General features: G+C 55.7%; 21 protein-coding genes. 9 read left to right on the top strand and 12 right to left on the bottom strand.

The window, feature by feature from the left end; genetic code table 11:
• Positions 1 to 48: 48 nt before the first annotated feature.
• The 6 genes from F153LOC_RS15235 (at position 49) to artJ (ending at position 4,558) form a co-directional block, all read left to right on the top strand.
• The gene (locus tag F153LOC_RS15235; protein WP_100777036.1) at positions 49 to 567 is read left to right on the top strand and encodes a lipoprotein; all 519 of its coding nucleotides are present in this window, start codon (positions 49 to 51) and stop codon (positions 565 to 567) included.
• 217 nt (positions 568 to 784) lie between these two features.
• Positions 785 to 1,513 (top strand): arginine ABC transporter ATP-binding protein ArtP, encoded by a 729-nt coding sequence (gene artP, locus F153LOC_RS15230; RefSeq protein ID WP_100777037.1) that lies wholly within the window; start codon positions 785 to 787, stop codon positions 1,511 to 1,513.
• Between the two features lie 19 nt (positions 1,514 to 1,532).
• Positions 1,533 to 2,264: an arginine ABC transporter substrate-binding protein ArtI gene (gene artI, locus F153LOC_RS15225; RefSeq protein WP_102105164.1), complete on the top strand. Its 732-nt coding sequence runs from the start codon at positions 1,533 to 1,535 to the stop codon at positions 2,262 to 2,264.
• A 6-nt stretch (positions 2,265 to 2,270) separates the two neighbouring features.
• The gene (gene artQ, locus F153LOC_RS15220) at positions 2,271 to 2,987 is read left to right on the top strand and encodes an arginine ABC transporter permease ArtQ (protein ID WP_100777039.1); all 717 of its coding nucleotides are present in this window, start codon (positions 2,271 to 2,273) and stop codon (positions 2,985 to 2,987) included.
• Positions 2,987 to 3,655, top strand: coding sequence for an arginine ABC transporter permease ArtM (gene artM, locus F153LOC_RS15215; protein WP_100777040.1), 669 nt, complete (start codon positions 2,987 to 2,989; stop codon positions 3,653 to 3,655). Before artQ ends, artM begins: the two co-directional genes overlap by 1 nt.
• A 171-nt stretch (positions 3,656 to 3,826) precedes the next feature.
• The gene (gene artJ / locus F153LOC_RS15210) at positions 3,827 to 4,558 is read left to right on the top strand and encodes an arginine ABC transporter substrate-binding protein ArtJ (RefSeq protein ID WP_100777041.1); all 732 of its coding nucleotides are present in this window, start codon (positions 3,827 to 3,829) and stop codon (positions 4,556 to 4,558) included.
• 46 nt (positions 4,559 to 4,604) lie between these two features.
• Here the strand turns inward: artJ and F153LOC_RS15205 are convergent, their stop codons facing one another.
• The 11 genes from F153LOC_RS15205 to nfsA form a co-directional block, all read right to left on the bottom strand.
• The gene (locus tag F153LOC_RS15205; protein WP_102105165.1) at positions 4,605 to 6,077 is read right to left on the bottom strand and encodes a sensor histidine kinase KdpD; all 1,473 of its coding nucleotides are present in this window, start codon (positions 6,075 to 6,077) and stop codon (positions 4,605 to 4,607) included.
• Positions 6,061 to 6,768 (bottom strand): response regulator transcription factor, encoded by a 708-nt coding sequence (locus tag F153LOC_RS15200; protein ID WP_100777043.1) that lies wholly within the window; start codon positions 6,766 to 6,768, stop codon positions 6,061 to 6,063. Before F153LOC_RS15200 ends, F153LOC_RS15205 begins: the two co-directional genes overlap by 17 nt.
• Before the next feature lie 127 nt (positions 6,769 to 6,895).
• The gene (rlmC, locus tag F153LOC_RS15195; protein WP_102105166.1) at positions 6,896 to 8,023 is read right to left on the bottom strand and encodes a 23S rRNA (uracil(747)-C(5))-methyltransferase RlmC; all 1,128 of its coding nucleotides are present in this window, start codon (positions 8,021 to 8,023) and stop codon (positions 6,896 to 6,898) included.
• Between the two features lie 40 nt (positions 8,024 to 8,063).
• A complete protein-coding gene (locus F153LOC_RS15190) occupies positions 8,064 to 8,561 on the bottom strand; it encodes a YbjO family protein (RefSeq protein WP_228483451.1) in 498 nt (165 codons plus the stop codon).
• Positions 8,562 to 8,603: 42 nt separating this feature from the next.
• The gene (potI, locus tag F153LOC_RS15185; RefSeq protein ID WP_100777046.1) at positions 8,604 to 9,449 is read right to left on the bottom strand and encodes a putrescine ABC transporter permease PotI; all 846 of its coding nucleotides are present in this window, start codon (positions 9,447 to 9,449) and stop codon (positions 8,604 to 8,606) included.
• The gene (gene potH, locus F153LOC_RS15180) at positions 9,446 to 10,399 is read right to left on the bottom strand and encodes a putrescine ABC transporter permease PotH (RefSeq protein ID WP_100777047.1); all 954 of its coding nucleotides are present in this window, start codon (positions 10,397 to 10,399) and stop codon (positions 9,446 to 9,448) included. Before potH ends, potI begins: the two co-directional genes overlap by 4 nt.
• Before the next feature lie 9 nt (positions 10,400 to 10,408).
• Complete coding sequence (gene potG, locus F153LOC_RS15175) at positions 10,409 to 11,542, bottom strand: putrescine ABC transporter ATP-binding subunit PotG (protein WP_100777048.1); 1,134 nt, start codon at positions 11,540 to 11,542, stop codon at positions 10,409 to 10,411.
• Between the two features lie 97 nt (positions 11,543 to 11,639).
• The gene (gene potF / locus F153LOC_RS15170; RefSeq protein ID WP_100777049.1) at positions 11,640 to 12,752 is read right to left on the bottom strand and encodes a spermidine/putrescine ABC transporter substrate-binding protein PotF; all 1,113 of its coding nucleotides are present in this window, start codon (positions 12,750 to 12,752) and stop codon (positions 11,640 to 11,642) included.
• Positions 12,753 to 13,109: 357 nt separating this feature from the next.
• Positions 13,110 to 13,586, bottom strand: coding sequence for a YbjN domain-containing protein (locus tag F153LOC_RS15165; protein WP_100777050.1), 477 nt, complete (start codon positions 13,584 to 13,586; stop codon positions 13,110 to 13,112).
• Between the two features lie 55 nt (positions 13,587 to 13,641).
• Entirely contained in the window at positions 13,642 to 14,544 is a 903-nt protein-coding gene (gene rimK / locus F153LOC_RS15160; RefSeq protein ID WP_100777051.1) for a 30S ribosomal protein S6--L-glutamate ligase, read from the bottom strand.
• A 70-nt stretch (positions 14,545 to 14,614) separates the two neighbouring features.
• Complete coding sequence (gene nfsA, locus F153LOC_RS15155; protein ID WP_100777052.1) at positions 14,615 to 15,337, bottom strand: nitroreductase NfsA; 723 nt, start codon at positions 15,335 to 15,337, stop codon at positions 14,615 to 14,617.
• A 187-nt stretch (positions 15,338 to 15,524) separates the two neighbouring features.
• On the opposite strand from nfsA, the gene F153LOC_RS15150 reads away from it, so the two are divergent.
• On the top strand, positions 15,525 to 15,794 hold the full coding sequence (locus F153LOC_RS15150; RefSeq protein WP_095281388.1) for a GrxA family glutaredoxin: 270 nt from the start codon (positions 15,525 to 15,527) through the stop codon (positions 15,792 to 15,794).
• Between the two features lie 29 nt (positions 15,795 to 15,823).
• Here the strand turns inward: F153LOC_RS15150 and F153LOC_RS15145 are convergent, their stop codons facing one another.
• Complete coding sequence (locus F153LOC_RS15145) at positions 15,824 to 16,195, bottom strand: inner membrane protein YbjM (protein ID WP_100777053.1); 372 nt, start codon at positions 16,193 to 16,195, stop codon at positions 15,824 to 15,826.
• A gap of 277 nt (positions 16,196 to 16,472) precedes the next feature.
• On the opposite strand from F153LOC_RS15145, the gene F153LOC_RS15140 reads away from it, so the two are divergent.
• Complete coding sequence (locus F153LOC_RS15140; RefSeq protein ID WP_100777054.1) at positions 16,473 to 18,158, top strand: aspartate:alanine antiporter; 1,686 nt, start codon at positions 16,473 to 16,475, stop codon at positions 18,156 to 18,158.
• A 346-nt stretch (positions 18,159 to 18,504) separates the two neighbouring features.
• Positions 18,505 to 19,302, top strand: coding sequence for an SDR family NAD(P)-dependent oxidoreductase (locus tag F153LOC_RS15135; RefSeq protein WP_102105167.1), 798 nt, complete (start codon positions 18,505 to 18,507; stop codon positions 19,300 to 19,302).

Here is a 19,302-nt window from a genome sequence, read left to right as displayed (position 1 = left end):
TTCGTTACGCTATTATTGAAAGGATAGTTAATCATTAAGGAAATCAACATGCGCTATTCTGCTTTGACGCTTTTAGTGCCGTGCGCGCTGCTGCTCAGCGCCTGCACCACCACGGTGACACCGGCTTTTAAGGATATCGGGACACGCAGCGGTCCGTGCATTGACGGCGGCCCGGATGCCGTGGCTCAACAGTTCTATGATTACCGCATTTCGCATCGCAGCAGCGATCTCACCGCTCTGCGCCCGTACCTGAGTGACAACCTAGCGAAACTGCTTAACGATGCCTCGCGCGATCCGCAGCACAACGCGCTGCTGAAATCCGATCCGTTCTCCAGCCGCACCACGCTGCCTGACCGCGCAGACGTCTCCAGCGCCTCTACCATCCCGAACACCGATGCGCGCAACATCCCACTGCGAGTCAAACTGACGCAAGGCAGCCAGACCTGGCAGGATGAAGTGCTGATGATCCGTGAGGGCCAGTGCTGGGCCATCGACGACGTGCGCTACATCGGCGGCAGCGTCCACGCCCCAGCCGGTACGCTTCGCCAGTCGATAGAAAACCGTTAGATCGAAAAAGTTTCCCCCGTAAAATATGCGGCATTTCGAGAGGAATGCCGACATTTATTCTCGCCCCCTATGCCCTTCACTATTTTGTGCTATGTTTAAACGTGAATACGGTTTATATTTAACTTTTAACGCATAAATATTGCATAACTATTCTGTCAACGGTACTATCTGCGGCCTCAATTGCTATAGATTGCCTGGATGAGTAAAGACTGCCCCGATGAGTATTCAACTAAACGGCATTAACTGCTTCTACGGCGCACACCAGGCGCTGTTCGACATCACGCTGAACTGCCCAGAGGGCGAAACGCTGGTTTTGCTCGGCCCAAGCGGTGCGGGCAAAAGCTCACTGCTGCGCGTCCTCAATCTGCTTGAAATGCCACGTTCCGGCACGCTCGCGATTGCCGGAAATCATTTCGATTTCGCCAAAGCCCCTTCTGATAAAGCGATCCGCGATCTGCGTCAGAACGTCGGCATGGTGTTTCAGCAATACAATCTCTGGCCGCACCTCACCGTGCAGCAAAACCTGATAGAAGCGCCCTGCCGCGTGCTGGGTTTAAGCAAAGATCAGGCCCTCGCCCGCGCTGAAAAGCTGCTCGAACGTCTGCGCTTAAAACCTTACAGCGATCGCTATCCGCTGCACCTGTCCGGTGGACAGCAACAGCGTGTCGCCATTGCCCGTGCGCTGATGATGGAGCCGCAGGTACTGCTGTTCGATGAGCCTACCGCCGCGCTGGACCCGGAAATTACCGCCCAGATCGTCAGCATCATCCGCGAGCTGGCCGAAACCAATATCACACAGGTGATCGTGACCCATGAAGTGGAAGTGGCGCGCAAAACCGCCAGCCGCGTGGTGTACATGGAAAACGGTCATATTGTTGAACAAGGTGATGCGAGCTGCTTTACCGCCCCGCAAACCGACGCCTTTAAAAACTATTTATCTCACTGATGTGTTAGGGAAAATGACAATGAAAAAAGTACTGATAGCCGCGCTGCTTGCCAGCGTCAGCCTTTCCGCTACCGCAGCACAGACTATTCGTTTTGCCATGGAAGCGTCTTACCCTCCGTTTGAATCCATGGATGCCAGCAATAAGATCGTGGGCTTCGATGTGGATCTGGCGAACGCGCTGTGTAAAGAGATCGACGCCACCTGTACCTTTACCAACCAGGCGTTCGACAGCCTGATCCCAAGCCTGAAGTTCCGTCGTTTCGACGCGGTGATTTCCGGAATGGACATCACGCCAGAACGTGAAAAACAGGTGCTGTTCACTCAGCCGTACTATGAAAACTCGGCCCTGTTCGTCGGCCAGAAAGGCAAAATTGCTGATATCGCCGCGCTGAAAGGCAAAAAAGTCGGTATGCAGAACGGCTCTACTCACCAGAAATTCATCACCGACAAGCACCCGGAAATCACCGTTGTGCCTTACGACAGCTACATGAACGCCAAGCTGGATATGCAGAATGGTCGTATTGATGCCGTGTTCGGTGACACTGCCGTGGTCACCGAGTGGCTGAAAGCCGATCCGAAACTGGCCGCTATCGGCGATAAAGTGACAGACAAAGATTACTTCGGTACCGGTCTGGGCATCGCTGTTCGTCAGGGCAACACTGACCTGCAGCAGAAGCTCAATACTGCGCTGGATAAAGTGAAAAAAGACGGCACGTACGAAACCATCTATTCCAAATGGTTCCAGAAGTAAGATCTGATGAACGAAATTTTTCCTTTAGCAAGTGCCGCCGGGATGACCGTCGGCCTTGCCGTTTGCGCACTCATTATCGGCCTTGTGCTGGCGATGTTCTTTGCGGTGTGGGAGTCAGCCAAATGGCGCCCGGTCGCATGGGCGGGCTCAGCGCTGGTGACGGTTCTGCGCGGGCTGCCGGAAATCCTGGTGGTTCTGTTTATCTATTTCGGCTCCTCACAGCTGCTGCTAACGCTGTCGGACGGCTTTACCCTTAACCTCGGCTTTGCGCAGATCCCGGTGCAGATGCAGATTGAAAACTTTGACGTCAGCCCGTTCCTGTGCGGCGTGATTGCCCTTTCTCTGCTCTACTCCGCCTATGCGTCTCAGACGCTGCGCGGCGCGCTGAAAGCGGTGCCCGTGGGTCAGTGGGAATCCGGCCAGGCGCTGGGCTTATCGAAAGCCGCCATTTTCTTCCGCCTGGTGATGCCGCAAATGTGGCGGCATGCCCTGCCGGGTTTAGGCAACCAGTGGCTGGTGCTGTTGAAAGACACCGCGCTGGTGAGCCTGATTAGTGTGAACGATTTAATGCTGCAAACTAAAAGCATCGCCACCCGCACCCAGGAGCCTTTCACCTGGTATATCGTTGCGGCGGCTATCTACCTGGTGATCACGTTGCTGAGCCAATACGTTCTCAAACGTATTGATCTGCGCGCAACGCGTTTTGAACGGAGACCAGGCTGATGCTTGAGTATTTACCGGAGCTGATGAAAGGGCTGCACACCAGCCTGACGCTGACCGTGGCGTCTATCGTGGTGGCACTGATTCTGGCCCTCTTTTTCACCATCGTTCTGACGCTGAAAACGCCGGTGCTGGTGTGGGTGGTTCGCGCCTATATCACACTGTTTACCGGTACGCCGCTGCTGGTGCAGATCTTCCTGATTTACTACGGACCGGGCCAGTTCCCGTCGCTGCAGAACTATCCTGTTATCTGGCATCTGCTGTCTGAACCCTGGCTGTGTGCGCTGATTGCGCTCTCCCTGAACAGTGCGGCGTATACCACGCAACTGTTTTATGGTGCGATTCGCGCCATTCCGGAAGGCCAGTGGCAGTCCTGCGGGGCGCTGGGCATGAGCAAGAAAGACACGCTGGCGATCCTGCTGCCGTATGCGTTCAAACGCGCGCTCTCTTCCTACTCCAACGAAGTGGTGCTGGTGTTTAAAAGTACCTCTCTGGCTTACACCATTACGCTGATGGAAGTGATGGGCCACGGCCAGCTGTTGTACGGACGCACCTATGATGTGATGGTCTTTGGCGCAGCCGGTCTGGTTTACCTGGTGGTGAACGGCCTGCTGACCCTGCTGATGCGTCTTATCGAGAACAAAGCGCTGGCCTTTGAGCGTCGAAACTAACTGCATAATAACTGCATCACGAAAACGGGTAAGTCTAACGACTGCCCGTTTTTTTTATTTCGATAAAAATACTTAATCATAATTATTGCATACAAATTCATTAACTGGCATTGTACATCCATGCCGAAGACACGGCGCATAATGACAAGATTGACAGACGGGAGCATTAAAATGAAAAAGTTAGTTCTGGCTGCATTACTGGCAACATTCGCCGCAGGCGCATCGGCTGCAGATAAAATCAATTTCGGCGTTTCAGCGACCTATCCGCCGTTCGAATCGCTGGATGCCAGCAACCAGATCGTGGGTTTTGATATCGACCTCGCCAAAGCGCTGTGCAAACAGATGCAGGCCGATTGCACATTCACTAACCACGCGTTCGACAGCCTGATCCCGTCTCTAAAATTCAAAAAATATGACGCGGTGATTTCCGGTATGGACATCACGCCAGAGCGTAGCAAGCAAGTCTCCTTTACCGACCCGTACTACGCCAACTCCGCGGTGGTGATTGCGAAGAAAGGGGCTTACACCTCTTTTGATCAGCTGAAAGGCAAACGCATCGGGATGGAAAACGGCACCACGCACCAGAAATACTTGCAGGATAAGCATCCGGAAGTGAAAACCGTGGCCTATGACAGCTACCAGAACGCGATCATCGACCTGAAAAATGGCCGTATTGACGGGGTCTTTGGCGATACGGCGGTGGTGAACGAGTGGCTGAAAACCAATCCACAGTTGGGTACCGCGACTGAGAAAGTGACCGATCCGCAGTATTTCGGCACCGGTCTGGGTATCGCTGTACGCCCGGATAACAAAGCCCTGCTGGAAAAACTGAACGGCGCGCTGAAAGCGATTAAAACTGACGGGACTTACCAGAAAATTAGCGACCAGTGGTTCCCGCAGTAATTTTAAAATGATATTGCCGGGTGGCGGTTGCGCCGCCCGGTTTTTCTTAAAGCGGCACAAAAAAGCGGAATGTCGCCCCCGGTTCAGAATCCAACAGACTGATTCCCCCCCCATGTAGCTCCAGCATCTTTTTCACGATTAACAGCCCTAACCCACCGCGATTCTCCCGCGATGCCTGCTGGCTTAACGCCGAGGGACGCTGGAACAATTCTTCGCGCAACGACGCCTCAATGCCCGGCCCGCTGTCGGTCACTTCTACCTGCAGCTGTTCATTCTCCTGCCACACGGAAAGCCGGATATCGCCGCCCGACGGCGTATGACGCACGGCGTTATCCAGCAGATTCGTCACTACCCGCTCGATCATCGACACATCGGCAAACACCAGCGGCAGCGGCCCCGGCACGTCGATATGCAGCCGAAGCTGGCGCGTCTGGGCGGTCAGTTCGAATTTCTGTGCTACGTCAGAGATCAGTTCCGCCATCGCAAAACGCTCGCGCTGCGGCTTGATGCCGCCGTGCTCCAGCCGGGCCAGCTCAAACAGCTGCTGCGAGAGATGACGCACTTTTTGCCCCTGTCTGAGCGCCGTCGCCAGATACTGCTGATGCTGCCCGGCGCTCAGGGTGGCGGATTTTAGCGACAAGGTCTCCAGATAGCCCAGCAACGACGTCAGCGGCGTGCGTAAATCGTGAGAGATATTGGCGATAAATTCCCGGCGCTGCCGGTCGCTGTCGGCCAGCCGGTCCCACTGCGCGGTGATCTGGCGCGCCAGCTCGATAAAAGTATTGCGCAGTTGCGTCACTTCATCCGCCGAGCCCGGCACCGGCGTTTGCGCTGCCAGCTGTTTAATGGCGCTGATACTGTCCTGCTCCAGCCCAGACACTTCCGCAGTCAGCCTTTTTACCGGCCGCGTGACCCAGTACCAGACCAGTCCTCCCGCCAGCAGGGCAAAGCCCGCTACCAGCAGCAGAGACCACATTACCGTGCTCCAGAGCGTCTTGTGCCACGCCATATCCGCCAGAGCGTTAAACTCCTCGCCCTGCAGGATAATATACAGATAGCCGCGCAGCTCCCCGTCCTGGCGCAGCGGCGTTACGCTAAACACTTTCTGTTTATCCAGACTGCGCGGATCGTCACCGTACACCGGCCAACTGGTGCCACTGAGAAAAGTTTGCAGCGGCGCGATGGCGATTTTTTGCCGCTTAATATGGCCCGGCGGTGCGGCGTCGGCCAGCAGATCGCCATCGGGTGAGATCACGTACAGTTCAACGCTGGGATTAAAGGTCATCAGCCGATCAAACAGCGGTTTCAGGCGGCTGCGGTCAACGCCCCCTTCGGCGTCCAGCAGCGGCTCGCGCTGAAGGATCTGCTGCGCCAGACTGCTGGAAAGACGCTGCACCATGGCGTTACCGTACTGTTTGCTGGCGTAGAGCTGCACCACACAGGCCACGGTGGCACAGAGGATCAGCAGCAGGATAAACAGCAGCGTCAGCCGCTGGCTGAGGCTAAGACGTCGCATCATGGTTCAGTTCCGCAAATTTGTAGCCTTTGCCCCAGACGGTGCGAATAATTTCCGGCTCGGCGGCATCTTTTTCGATTTTGATCCGCAGGCGGTTAATGTGGGTGTTAACGGTGTGCTCGTAGCCTTCGTGCTGATACCCCCAGACCTGTTCCAGCAGCGCCAGCCGCGAAAAGACCTCGCCGGGGTGACGGGCAAAAAACCAGAGCAACTCGAATTCGCGCGGCGTGAGATCCACCTCTTTGCCGTGCAGACGCACGCTGCGGGCGAGCGGATCAAGCGTCAGCCCGTGCGCGACAATCGTGCCGCTGGTCTGCGCCTGCCCCATCGCCTGCTGACGGCGAAACAGGGCTTTGATACGGGCGATCAGCTCCTGGACGGAGAAGGGTTTGGCCAGGTAATCGTCGGCGCCGGTTTCAAGCCCGGTGATGCGGTCGGTTTCACTGCTGCGGGCGCTGATGATGATAATCGGCAGATAGCGGGTAAGCTGACGGATGCGGCGGCAGATCTCCAGGCCGTCCACGTTCGGGAGCATCAGATCGAGGATCACCGCGTCCCAGTGAGTGCGGTCGAGCAACTGCAATGCCCGCGCGCCGTCCGCTTCGTGCGTGATCGCATAGCCTTCGTCTTCGAGGTTTAATCGCAGCAGTGACGCAATATCGCTGTCGTCTTCCACCAGCAGGATGTGCTTCATCGGTAAGCCTTACTTCATCGTGAATAGTTCAAGCTTACCTGATTTTAGGGCATCGAAGAGTTCACATTTTGTTGAAGATTGTGCGGGAGGGTGTCGGGCAGCGCTGTGCTGACCCGACTTATCTTTTTTATCTGCGAGTCAACAGCGTTAACACTTCATAGTGCGCCGTATGCGGGAACATATCGAAAAGCTGTACCCGCTCGACGCGATAGCCCGACAGCATCGCGATATCTTTGGCCATGGTCTGCGCATTGCAGCTGGAGTAGATAAGGGTGTTTGGCGCCATCTGGCTCAGGTATTCGCAGAGAGCTTTACCGATGCCGCGACGCGGAGGGTTCACCAGCACCAGGTCCGGGAAGCTGCCCTGCCCCGTGGCAAACTGCGTGGAGTCCAGCGCCTGGAAATGGAGGTCCGTTAAGCCCAGCTCGGCGGCAGACTGCTTTGCGCAGGCAATCGCCTCGGCGGAGATCTCGATCCCGGTCAATTTCATGTTCGGCGTCGCGCAGTGCAGGCCAAACCCGCCGACCCCGCAGAAGAGATCCCACATATGATCGATATTTAACGCCTGCACCCAGTCACGCGCCGTGGCGTACAGTCGGCTGGCAACCACCGGGTTGGTCTGGAAGAAACTGTGCGGGCGTATCCACAACGGCACGCCGTTGAAATTCTCTGCCAGCGCCTGCTGTTCAGTGAAGAAGATCTCTTTCTCCCCTTCCATGATCGCCATATGCACCGGCTGAATGTTCGCGGTAATCAGCTTCAGCTGCGGCAACTGCTGTTGCAGCCAGGGCAGCGCGGCGCGCAGTTGTTCAAGCTTGGTTTCAGAGCGCAGCACGAAGCGCAGCATCATCCCGCCGTCGAGCTGGCTTTCCGTCAGCAGGAGATATTTCAGCTCACCGCGCTGACGGGCAACGTTGTAAGGCGTCAGACCAGCGCGGGCGATAAAGGGTTTCAGCGCGGCAAACACCGGCTCAAAGGAAGCGGGATAGAGCGGACATTCCGTGAGATCTTCCGGCGTGCCGTCGCGATGCAGCATGCCGAGCAGCGGCCTTTCGACGCTACCGCTGACCACCATTTTGGCTTTATTGCGAAAGCCCTGCTCCGGTCCACTGACGGGCGCGCACCACTCCGCGACCGGATGTTCAGCAAGCAGGTGCTGGAGATCGGCCATTTTGGCGGTAAGTTGCTGGGAAACCGGCTGTTCTATCCACTGACAGGAGCGGCAGCGACCGGCGTCATAAAGTGCGCACTGCATAGGAAAACCTCATTGTTCGCGAGGGCAGCGATTATACACATTATTGCAGGCGGAAGAACCGTCGGCTGGATGCCGGGACAAACAGCAGGAACAGTACCAACAGATCAGGCAATTTCTGCATCACCAGCGAACGGAAAATTTCCCGCTTCGACTCCCCGGCAATACTGAACAGCTCAGGGTAGCCGTATCCAATCGAGGCGGCCCACAGATACCCCGTGGCGATCACCTGAGTCAGGAGATAGACCCAGCGCGCCCAGTTACGCCCTTTCGCCAGGGAAAAGGCGCAGTAAATCTCGACGAACACCAGCACCAGGCTTGCGAAAAAGACCAGCGTCAGATTCCATGTCTGCACGCTGCGATGGATAAACTCGACCACGCCCCGCACGCCGAGCATGTTAAACACCATCAGCAAATCCAGGCAGCGAATCAGAATAATGGCGAGCGCAGCTACCTGCACCAGTGCAGGTACATTGAGGCGCGCATGCGAATGTCGTGATTTGGTAAACAGTCCCAATGTTTTTACTTCCCTGAAAAACAGTGCCGCGACAGGCGCGGCACTTCATTGAGAATTTTAAATGCTTCAGCCGCGTCTTGCACGCTGGATATCACGCACACGCTGTTTTTCCGCCCGCGCCATCAGATACCAGGCGATAAAACCGACAATACCCACCACACCGAGGATGATCGACGCCAGGGCGTTGATCTCCGGGTTAACGCCCATTCGCACGCTGGAGAAGACCAGCATCGGCAGCGTGGTCGCCCCAGGCCCGGAGACGAAGCTGGCGATCACCAGATCGTCCAGAGACAGGGTAAACGCCAGCAGCCAGCCGGAAATCACCGCAGGCATGATCATCGGAAGCGTAATGATGAAGAAGACCTTCAGCGGCGTTGCGCCGAGATCCATCGCCGCCTCTTCGATGGAGTGATCCAGTTCGCGCAGGCGCGACGAAATCACCACAGCCACATAGGCAGTACAGAAAGTCACATGCGCCAGCCAGATCGTCAGCATGCCGCGATCAGCCGGCCAGCCGATGGCGTGCGCCAGCGCGACAAACAGCAGCAGCAGCGACAGACCGGTAATCACATCAGGCATGACCAGCGGCGCGGTGATCATAAAGGCAAAGCCGTTCGAGCCTCGGAAGCGACCAAAACGCACCATCACCATCGCTGCAATCGTGCCGAGAATCGACGCCATGGTCGCCGCACAGGCGGCGATGGTCAGACTCAGCCCCACCGCGCTCATCATCGCGTCATCGCGGAACAGTTCGCCGTACCAGCGCGTCGACCAGCCCGCCCAGACCGTCACCAGTTTGGAGCTGTTAAACGAGTAGATGACCAGCATCAGCATCGGCGCGTAGAGGAAGGTAAAGCCGAGCACCAGAATCACAATTCGCCACGGGGAGCGCACCACCGGTAAGTTGTTCATCCGTGATCTCCCATCTGTTTTTGCTGATGTTTGTGGAACCACATGATCGGCACGATCAGCAGAAGCAACATCACAATCGCCACCGCCGACGCCACCGGCCAGTCGCGGTTATTGAAGAACTCCTGCCACAGCACGCGGCCAATCATGATGCTGTCCGGGCCGCCGAGCAGTTCCGGGATCACAAACTCGCCCACCGCCGGGATAAAGACCAGCATAGACCCCGCAATAATCCCGCCTTTGGTCAGCGGCACAATCACCTGGAAGAAGGTTTTCAGCGGACGCGCGCCGAGATCCAGCGAAGCTTCCACCAGTGAGTAGTCAATCCGCGTCAGCGCCGTGTAAATCGGCAGCACCATAAACGGCAGATAGGCGTACACAATCCCGATATAGACCGCCAGATTGGTGTGCAAAATCGTCAGCGGCTGATCGATAACGCCGAGCCACATCAGGACATTATTCAGCACCCCGTTGTTTTTCAGAATGCCCATCCAGGCATACACGCGGATCAGGAATGAAGTCCACGAAGGCAAAATCACCAGCAGCAGCAGGATGTTGCGCGTCGAGGGTTTGCTGTGCGCCACCGCCCAGGCGAGCGGATAGCCCATCGCCAGACAGCAGATCGTCGAGATCGCCGCCACCTGCAGCGACTGCAGATAAGCTTCAAAATAGAGCGGATCGTCCGTGAGCTGGAGAAAATTCCCGAGATTAAGGGTGATCGACAGCTGGCCGTCGGCCCACTCCATCAGATTGGTGTACGGCGGGATCGCGCGCGCCATCTCCGCGAGGCTGATTTTAAAGACGATCAAAAACGGCAGCAGGAACAACAGGATCAGCCATACGTACGGCATGGCAATCACCAGCTTACGGCCATGCGCCATCTGCATGCGCGTCAGCCACTGCGCGAAACCGCCCGATTTTTGCACGCGGGCCGGTGGTTCAAGTGTATTCATGGCCACTCCTTATACCGTCAGCACGACGCAGCTGTCCGCATCCCAGCACAGACGCACTTCGTCGCCCCAGGTCGGCAGCCCCTTACGGTAGCGGTGTTCATTCTGCAACTGGGCGCTGATCATCTGCCCGCTTTTGAGGCGCACGTGATAGATCGAGAGATCGCCCAGATAGGCAATATGGACCACTTCCCCGACGGCAAAGTTATAGCCATCCGCAGGCGGCTCTTCGCAAAGCATGATTTTTTCCGGGCGCAGGGCCACGTAGACCGGGACGTTGTCGACAATCGACGCGTCCGGATCGACTTTGAGCGGATGCACCAGCCCCGGCGAGTCAATCACCAGGCCGTCCTCCTGACGATCCTTCAGCAGCCCTTCGAAGACGTTGACCGAGCCAATAAACTCGGCGCTGTAGCGGGTGGTCGGATGCTCATAAATCTCTTCCGGCTCGCCGATTTGCACGAACTTGCCGCGGTTCATGATCGCGATACGCCCGGCCATGGTCATCGCCTCTTCCTGATCGTGGGTGACCATCACGCAGGTCGCGCCGACGCGCTCAAGGATATCCACCACTTCGAGCTGCATGCGGTCGCGCAGTTTTTTATCGAGCGCCCCCATCGGCTCGTCGAGGAGTAGCAGTTTCGGGCGTTTTGCCAGGCTTCTCGCCAGCGCCACGCGCTGACGCTGGCCGCCGGAAAGCTGATGCGGCTTACGTTTCGCAAACTCCTGCATGTGCACCAGGCTCAGCATTTCCGCCACGCGCGCGGCGATTTCCGCTTTCGGCAGCTTGTCCTGCTTGAGGCCAAAGGCAATGTTCTGCTCCACCGTCATGTGGGGAAACAGCGCGTAGGACTGGAACATCATATTGATCGGGCGTTCATAGGGAGGAACGCGGGAGAGATCGACACCATCCAGCATAATTTGTCCGGACGTCGGTTGTTCAAATCCGGCCAGCATGCGCAGCAGCGTGGATTTCCCGCAGCCTGATGCGCCTAGCAGCGCAAAAATTTCGCCTTTATAAATCGTCAGACTGACGTCGTCCACGGCGTGCTGGCCGTCGAACGATTTGGTCAGATTACGGACTTCGAGGAGCGGAGTCAGCGCTTTACGGGTTTTCGCCTGCGGGCGGGGGATGGTTTCATTCACGGGGTGCTCTCCGGCAGAAATCTAAAATAGTGCAAACGCACCCGAACGGTGCGTTTTGCCGGGCAGCGCAACGCGTGCCCGGCCTGCATAACCGCTGTTATTTACCGCTTTTCACCTTCGTCCACGCGCGGGTACGCACGCGGTCGATTTTCGGATCCTGCACTTTCAGAGTGAACATTTTGGCGCGCACGTCAGCCGGTGGATAAATCCCCGGATTATCACGCACTTCCGCGCTCACCAGCGGTGTCGCTTCTTTGTTGGCGTTGGCATAGAAGACGTGGTCAGAGATATGCGCAATCACGTCCGGACGCAGCAGATAGTTAAGGAACTGATAGGCTTCGTCTTTGTTTTTCGCATCCGCAGGCATCGCGAAGACGTCGAAGAAGGCCATCGCCCCCTCTTTTGGAATCGAATAGGAGATGTTCACGCCGTTTTTGGCTTCTTTCGCGCGATTCGCCGCCTGCCAGACGTCACCTGCCCAGCCAATCGCCACGCAGATGTCGCCGTTGGCGAGATCGTTAATGTACTGGGAGGAGTGGAAGTAACGAATGTTTGGACGCAACTTCAGCAGCAGATCCGTCGCCGGGCCGGTGTAGTCGTCGGCTTTGGTGCTGTTCGGATCTTTGCCGAGGTAGTTCAGCACGGTGGCGAACACCTCTTCAGGCGCATCAAGGAAGGAGACGCCGCAGCTTTTCAGTTTTTCGAGGTTTTCTGGTTTCAGCACCAGATCCCAGCTGTTGACCGGCGCATCTGCACCCAGCGCTTTTTTCACTTTGTCGACGTTATAGCCAATGCCGGTGGTTGCCCACATGTACGGCATGGCGAATTTGTTTTCCGGGTCATGTTTGGCGATAAGCTTCAGCAGCTCAGGATCGAGGTTTTTCCAGTTTGGCAGCTTGCTTTTATCCAGCGGCTGGAACACGCCCGCGGTAAGCTGACGCTCAAGGAAGCTGGCTGACGGCACGACCAGGTCGAAGCCGGTGCTGCCTGCCATCAGTTTGCCTTCCAGCACTTCGTTAGAGTCGAAGACGTCGTAAACCACTTTAATCCCGGTCTCTTTTTCGAAATTCGCAACCGTGTCCGGCGCGATATAATCAGACCAGTTATAGACATGCAGCGTTTTTTGTTCCGCAGCGAGCGTGCCGGCAGAGACAGCCATCAGAGCACCCGCAACCAGACCCGATAACCATTTTTTATTCAAGGCGATCATATCGTTATTCCTTATGAAAGCTCGTTAACTGTTGTTAACAAACGAACTACAACCATGCAATTGGTGATATGCAAGAATCATGCATACTTTGTCGCTCTGCCTGACGCAAAAGAAAAAATCTTTTGGCAGTTTTTGCTCGCTTTTTTAAGCTCCGCAAGAATAACTGTAGCGCGTGCCCCAGGCTATAGCCCAGATTAAAAAACGCCTTTTATCAATTTTTTATGCAGGATCTGTCTATCTGATAAGCCGAAATGGCCTGCGATAAGGTGAATAATTCTTTAAAGAAAGGTTACAGCCAGAGGAAAATTTTGTGATGTGCAGCCGCCATGGCAGCGACTGCGTGCAGGTCGGAAAGGCTTAGTGCAGGAACGATTCGCGTGAATCGTTATTCTCCATTTCCTCTTCCGTGGTAAAGAGTAAATGGTGCGCGCTGGCTTCCAGCATGACCATGGAAATCTGCTCTTCGCTCTGGCGCATAAACCAGGCAAACTGCTTAAACGACACCCCTGCCCCGGCGAATAAAGACTGGCAAACCACCAGCTTTGGCAGATTATCATCCTGTATGTCGAGAAATGCTTTCACCGTCAAAGAACCGGCATTAATGGCCGACAAATCAGACGCCAACGCCAGTAATGCCGAGGGCTTGACCTCCGCCAGCGCCGAGAAAAGCACAACGTCGTTAATCAGATCGATTTTGGCATCAAACACGCCGTCGAAATTTTGCATATGTGGCAGGTGCAACGCCTGACAGGAATCACACTCAAAATAGGTGATGCCTGCATCGTCGAGCCATTGACGTAACGTATCCAGTGTTGGAACGACCTGTAAATCCATAGCAGTGCAGCCTCTTAGATAAAAACTTCGCTTAGATTACGCAAAAAATGCAGCCCTAACCACCCGTTTTCAGGCAAAAGCCCGGCGTGGCGTGGCGTTCGATCCAGGAGATCATTTTACCGGCGATATCTATTCCGGTGGTTTTTTCGATGCCTTCAAGGCCAGGTGATGCATTGACTTCCATCACCAGTGGTCCGCGATGGGCGCGCAGAATATCGACGCCAGCAATATCCAGCCCCAGGGTTTGCGCCGCTTTGATGGCAATCTCGCGTTCGCGATCGCTGATGTCAGCGATACGCGCCACGCCGCCCCGGTGCAGATTCGAGCGAAAATCACCGTCTTTCGCCTGACGTTCAATGGCAGCCACCACTTCGTCGCCGACCACCAGGCAACGAATGTCGCGCCCTTTTGCCTCTTCAATATATTCCTGCACCAGAATGTGAGCGTTGAGACCACGAAAGGCGTCGATCACACTTTCGGCAGCCTGGCGCGTTTCTGCGAGCACCACGCCGATACCCTGCGTGCCTTCCACCAGTTTCACCACCAGCGGCGCGCCGCCGACCATGTCGATCAGATCGCTGGTGTCGTCTGGCGAATGGGCAATGCCAGTGACAGGCAGATCGATCCCCTGACGGGCGAGCAGTTGCAGGGAGCGGAGCTTGTCACGCGCGCGGGTAATAGCGACGGATTCATTCAGCGGATAGCTGCCGAGCATTTCAAACTGGCGCAGCGCGGCGGTGCCGTAGAAGGTAATTTGCGAGCCGATGCGGGGGATCACCGCATCGAAGTGCGGCAGATGGCGGCCTTTGTAATGTATCGAGGACGCCGCCGGGCTGATGTTCATATAGCACGACAGCGGGTCGAGGATCTCAACCAGATGGCCACGCTTATTAGCTGCCTCAAGCAGACGTTTACACGAATAGAGCGTTCCATCCCGGGACAAAATGGCAATTTTCACCCTGCACCTCTCTAAAGACTCGATAAAAGCCTGCGTATCATACACGCAGGCTGGCACAGGATGAATGGACTTAACGCACAGCCCAGCCCTGTTTATGCAAATAGTCGAGAATAAACGGACGGTTTTCTTTAATGATGGTGCGACGAATGTGATCGCTCCAGGTATCGCGGCGATTATTGCTTCCGCGCGAAAGATAGTAGCTGGCGAGTTCTTCATCATACTGGGCGAGAACCTGCGCATCCACCGGCTGGTAGTGATTTTCGTGCACAAGCATCGCCGCTGGCATACGCGGCTTGAGATCCGGATTATCTGCCGGCCAGCCGAGGCACAGGCCAAACAGCGGTAAAACGTGTTTTGGCAACGCCAGCAGTTCGGTCACGTCGTTGATATTGTTACGCAGGCCACCAATGTACACGCCGCCTAATCCCAGGGATTCCGCTGCCGTCAGCGCATTTTGCGCCATCATCGCCGTGTCCACGACGCCAAGCAGCAGCTGTTCCGCCAGACCCAGTTGGGCATCCGGGCAGATTTGCAGATGGCGGTTGAAGTCGGCACAAAACACCCAAAACTCTGCGGCCTGCGCCACGTGCGGTTGTCCGCCGGTGAGTGTCACCAGCTTTTCACGCATTGCGGGGTCAGTGATGCGGATAATCGACGTGCACTGCAAAAAGCTGGAGCTGGAGGTTGCTCTCGCGCTGTCCACAATCGCCTCGCGCTCGGCGTCGCTGATTGGCCGATCGGTAAAATGGCGGATGGAACGGTGGGCGCGAATGGTATCAATAGTCGGCGTCATTGGGTCTCTCTTTTGTCTGTCTGAACGCGGTTTGACAGCCAGTATAGGCAAAGAAAAGTGTGATGTAATTGGCAAAACATAGTCTGTAAGTATTAAAGCGACAGGTAAAACCTGCTTTCCATGAGCAAGTGTTATCGGGCACACTAAGCGCCATTCGCCGTCGGGCTTACGTTTTGAGGAGAGAGATATGTTTGCAGTGATTTTTGGACGTCCGGGATGCCCTTACTGCGTCCGCGCTAAAGAACTGGCAGAAAAACTGACCGCCGAGCGCGATGACTTTAACTTCCGCTACGTGGATATCCACGCGGAAGGCATCAGCAAAGCCGATCTGGAAAAAACCGTGGGTAAACCTGTTGAAACTGTTCCTCAGATTTTCCTCGATCAGACGCACATTGGCGGCTTCACCGATTTCGAAGCCTACGCTAAAGAAAATCTGGGACTGTTTGCAGCCCAGTAACGCGATAACGCCCTCTCAGGAGGGCGTTTTTATTTGTGTCGCCAGCGATACACCAGGCTGCGCACGAACATAAAACAGAGCGCCCCCAGCGCACACCAGAAAATCCCGCTCAACAGCCACGCCAGCTCTTGCCATAACGAGCGCGGCGAGACAAAAACGAGACGCATCACCACCAGACATAACGGTGCCGCGAGCATCGCGCCAATCAGCGGTTTGACCACTTCTCCCCCGCGCGAGAGGAAACTCGCCACCACACCTGGCAAAATGAAAAAGAGTAAACCCAGTTCAGGATGGCCTGATGCCCTGAATGCCCCCTTCACATGGAAGGCTAAAGAAAGGCATACGGCGATAAACAGTAGAAAACAGCAGACGACACCTGTCCAGTTCCGCTTGATGTTCAAAAATCCTCCTGACTCCATCACTATCGAATACACATTCGTCCAGAGGACGCCCAGTCAGATAATGCAATGTGGCATTCCTTGCCAAAGCTCATAGATTGTTACGCGATCTTTTCTGGCCCTGGATATCTAATACGATTAGACTATCGGCCAGTTATTGTTCTGTGGGATATATTCTGTATGGGCGAAAGGGAGAATCCCTTCACTCACATGGGATAAAACAGTAGCCTAAATCCCCCATCCTTTCAACAGCTTAACGGTAAACAAGAAGTTAGCCTCCGTGAATATAAACGTCGCAGATTTGTTAAATGGGAATTACATCCTGTTATTATTTGTTGTACTGGCACTGGGACTGTGTCTGGGTAAATTACGCCTGGGTTCAGTTCAACTTGGTAATTCCATTGGCGTTTTAGTGGTCTCATTATTATTAGGCCAGCAGCATTTCAGCATTAACACGGATGCGCTTAATCTCGGTTTTATGCTGTTTATTTTTTGTGTTGGCGTGGAAGCAGGGCCGAACTTTTTTTCAATTTTTTTCCGCGACGGCAAAAATTATCTGATGCTGGCGCTGGTGATGGTCGGCAGCGCCCTGGTGATAGCGTTAGGGCTGGGTAAACTGTTTGGCTGGGATATCGGCTTAACCGCCGGGATGCTGGCCGGTTCAATGACTTCGACGCCGGTGCTGGTCGGTGCGGGTGATACGTTGCGCCACTCGGGTATGGAGAGCGGTCAGCTTTCGCTGGCGCTTGATCACCTGAGTCTCGGTTACGCCCTGACCTATCTGATTGGGCTGGTGAGTCTTATCGTCGCTGCGCGTTATCTGCCTAAACTGCAGCATCAGGATCTCCAGACCAGCGCCCAGCAGATTGCGCGCGAGCGCGGTCTGGACACCGATACCAAACGTAAAGTCTATCTGCCCGTCATTCGCGCCTATCGCGTCGGGCCGGAGCTGGTTGCCTGGGCCGACGGCAAAAACCTGCGCGAGCTGGGTATCTACCGCCAGACGGGCTGCTACATCGAACGTATCCGTCGCAACGGTATTCTGGCTAACCCGGACGGTGATGCGGTGCTGCAGATGGGGGATGATATCGCCCTGGTCGGCTACCCGGACGCGCACGCGCGCCTTGACCCGAGTTTCCGTAACGGTAAAGAGGTGTTCGACCGCGACCTGCTCGACATGCGTATCGTCACGGAAGAGATTGTAGTGAAAAACCATAACGCCGTCGGACGTCGTCTGGCACAGCTGAAGCTGACGGATCACGGCTGCTTCCTGAACCGGGTCATCCGCAGCCAGATTGAGATGCCCATTGACGATAACGTCGTGCTGAACAAAGGCGACGTTCTTCAGGTCAGTGGCGACGCGCGCCGCGTGAAAACCGTTGCCGACCGCATCGGCTTTATCTCCATTCACAGCCAGGTTACCGACCTGCTCGCCTTCTGCGCCTTCTTTATTGTCGGCCTGATGATTGGGATGATCACTTTCCAGTTCAGCAACTTTAGCTTCGGCGTGGGTAACGCTGCAGGTCTGTTGTTCGCCGGGATCATGCTCGGCTTCCTGCGAGCCAACCACCCGACCTTCGGCTATATCCCGCAGGGCGCGCTGAACATGGTGAAAGAGTTTGGCCTGATGGTCTTTATGGCGGGCGTGGGTTTGAGCGCAGGCAGCGGCATCGGACACAGTCTGGGCGCTGTCGGCTGGCAGATGCTGGTCGCCGGGTTGATCGTCAGCCTGCTGCCGGTGGTAATCTGCTTCCTGTTCGGCGCTTACGTGCTGCGCATGAACCGCGCAATGCTATTTGGCGCCATGATGGGTGCACGCACCTGTGCACCGGCGATGGAAATCATCAGCGACACCGCCCGCAGCAACATCCCGGCGCTGGGCTACGCAGGCACGTACGCCATCGCCAACGTCCTGCTGACGCTTGCCGGTACGCTGATCATCATTATCTGGCCCGCGCTCGGATAACTCTGAAGTTTGCGCATCCCCGAATTATTTTCGCGATGCGCAGAACTTTTTGTATATGAGGCAGTCATAACTATTGCCACTGCTTTTCTTTGATGTCCCCCATTTTGTGGAGCCCATCAACCCCGCCATTTTGGTTCAAGGTTGATGGGTTTTTTGTTGCCTGACATTCACAGCCATGTCAAACCCGCTGCGTCACCCTACTTTCCTGCTCCATCAATATCACCGTCGCACTAGCACCATTACCCGATGATATAAGCAGTACCAGGTTCCTGTTTCCTCCACTTGCCCCTACTCCATTTGCACCCATACTTTGAACTCCCCCTGCCTCTTTAATTGAGAAAAGGCCATGCTGATGAAAACCAAAACCGTTGTCATTTTCGGCGCAAGCGGCGCGATAGGTAGCGAAACCGCGCGAGTACTGGCGCGAGAGGGAGCGCATGTTTTCCTCGTCGCCCGAAATCGGGATAAGCTGGAGCGCGTGGCTAACGACATCCGTTCTGCTGGTGGAATCGCTGAATCACGTGTTATCGACGTCCTTGATGAACGTTCTGTTCTTGAGCAAACCGCGAAACTGGCAGAGCAGACCGGCGGCATTGATGTGGTCGTTAACGCAACAGGATTCATGCACGATCAAGGCAAACGCCTCGCAGAGTTATCCCTGGCAGAGTTCAGGCAGGGATTTGATCCGTTTCTCACCGCCCTTTTCACTCTCTCAAAGGCCGTCGTCCCCCATATGGGTGGCGATCGCGAGGGCGTGATAATCACCGTTGTCGCACCGGCAGGCCCGATGGCGATACCCGGTCATCTTGGGCATATCGTCGGCTGCGCGGGCATTGAGGCGTTCGTCAATGCGCTCGCCAGCGAACTGGGTCCGAAGAACATCCGCGTTACGGGCGTGCGCTCTTATGCTATCAGCGGCGCGGTTCAGGCGGGTTCTTACACAGGAGAGTTATTCGCGATAAAAGCGCAGTCGATGGGAGTAACGGTCGAGCAGTTTATGGAAGGTGCCGCGCACAGCACGATGCTCAAGCGGCTGCCAACCCTGCCGCAGGTGGCCGGTGTGATTGCATTTTTGGCCTCTGAACATGCCCGTGCGATGACCGCGACGATGGTCAACGTGACGGCGGGTGCGACCCTAGGCTAA

The organism is Lelliottia sp. F153, assembly GCF_002870005.1.
GTDB classification, from domain to species: Bacteria; Pseudomonadota; Gammaproteobacteria; order Enterobacterales; family Enterobacteriaceae; genus Enterobacter; species Enterobacter nimipressuralis.
The sequence above is the reverse complement of the archived record's forward strand: the minus strand, read 5'-3'. Positions and strand labels throughout refer to the sequence as shown.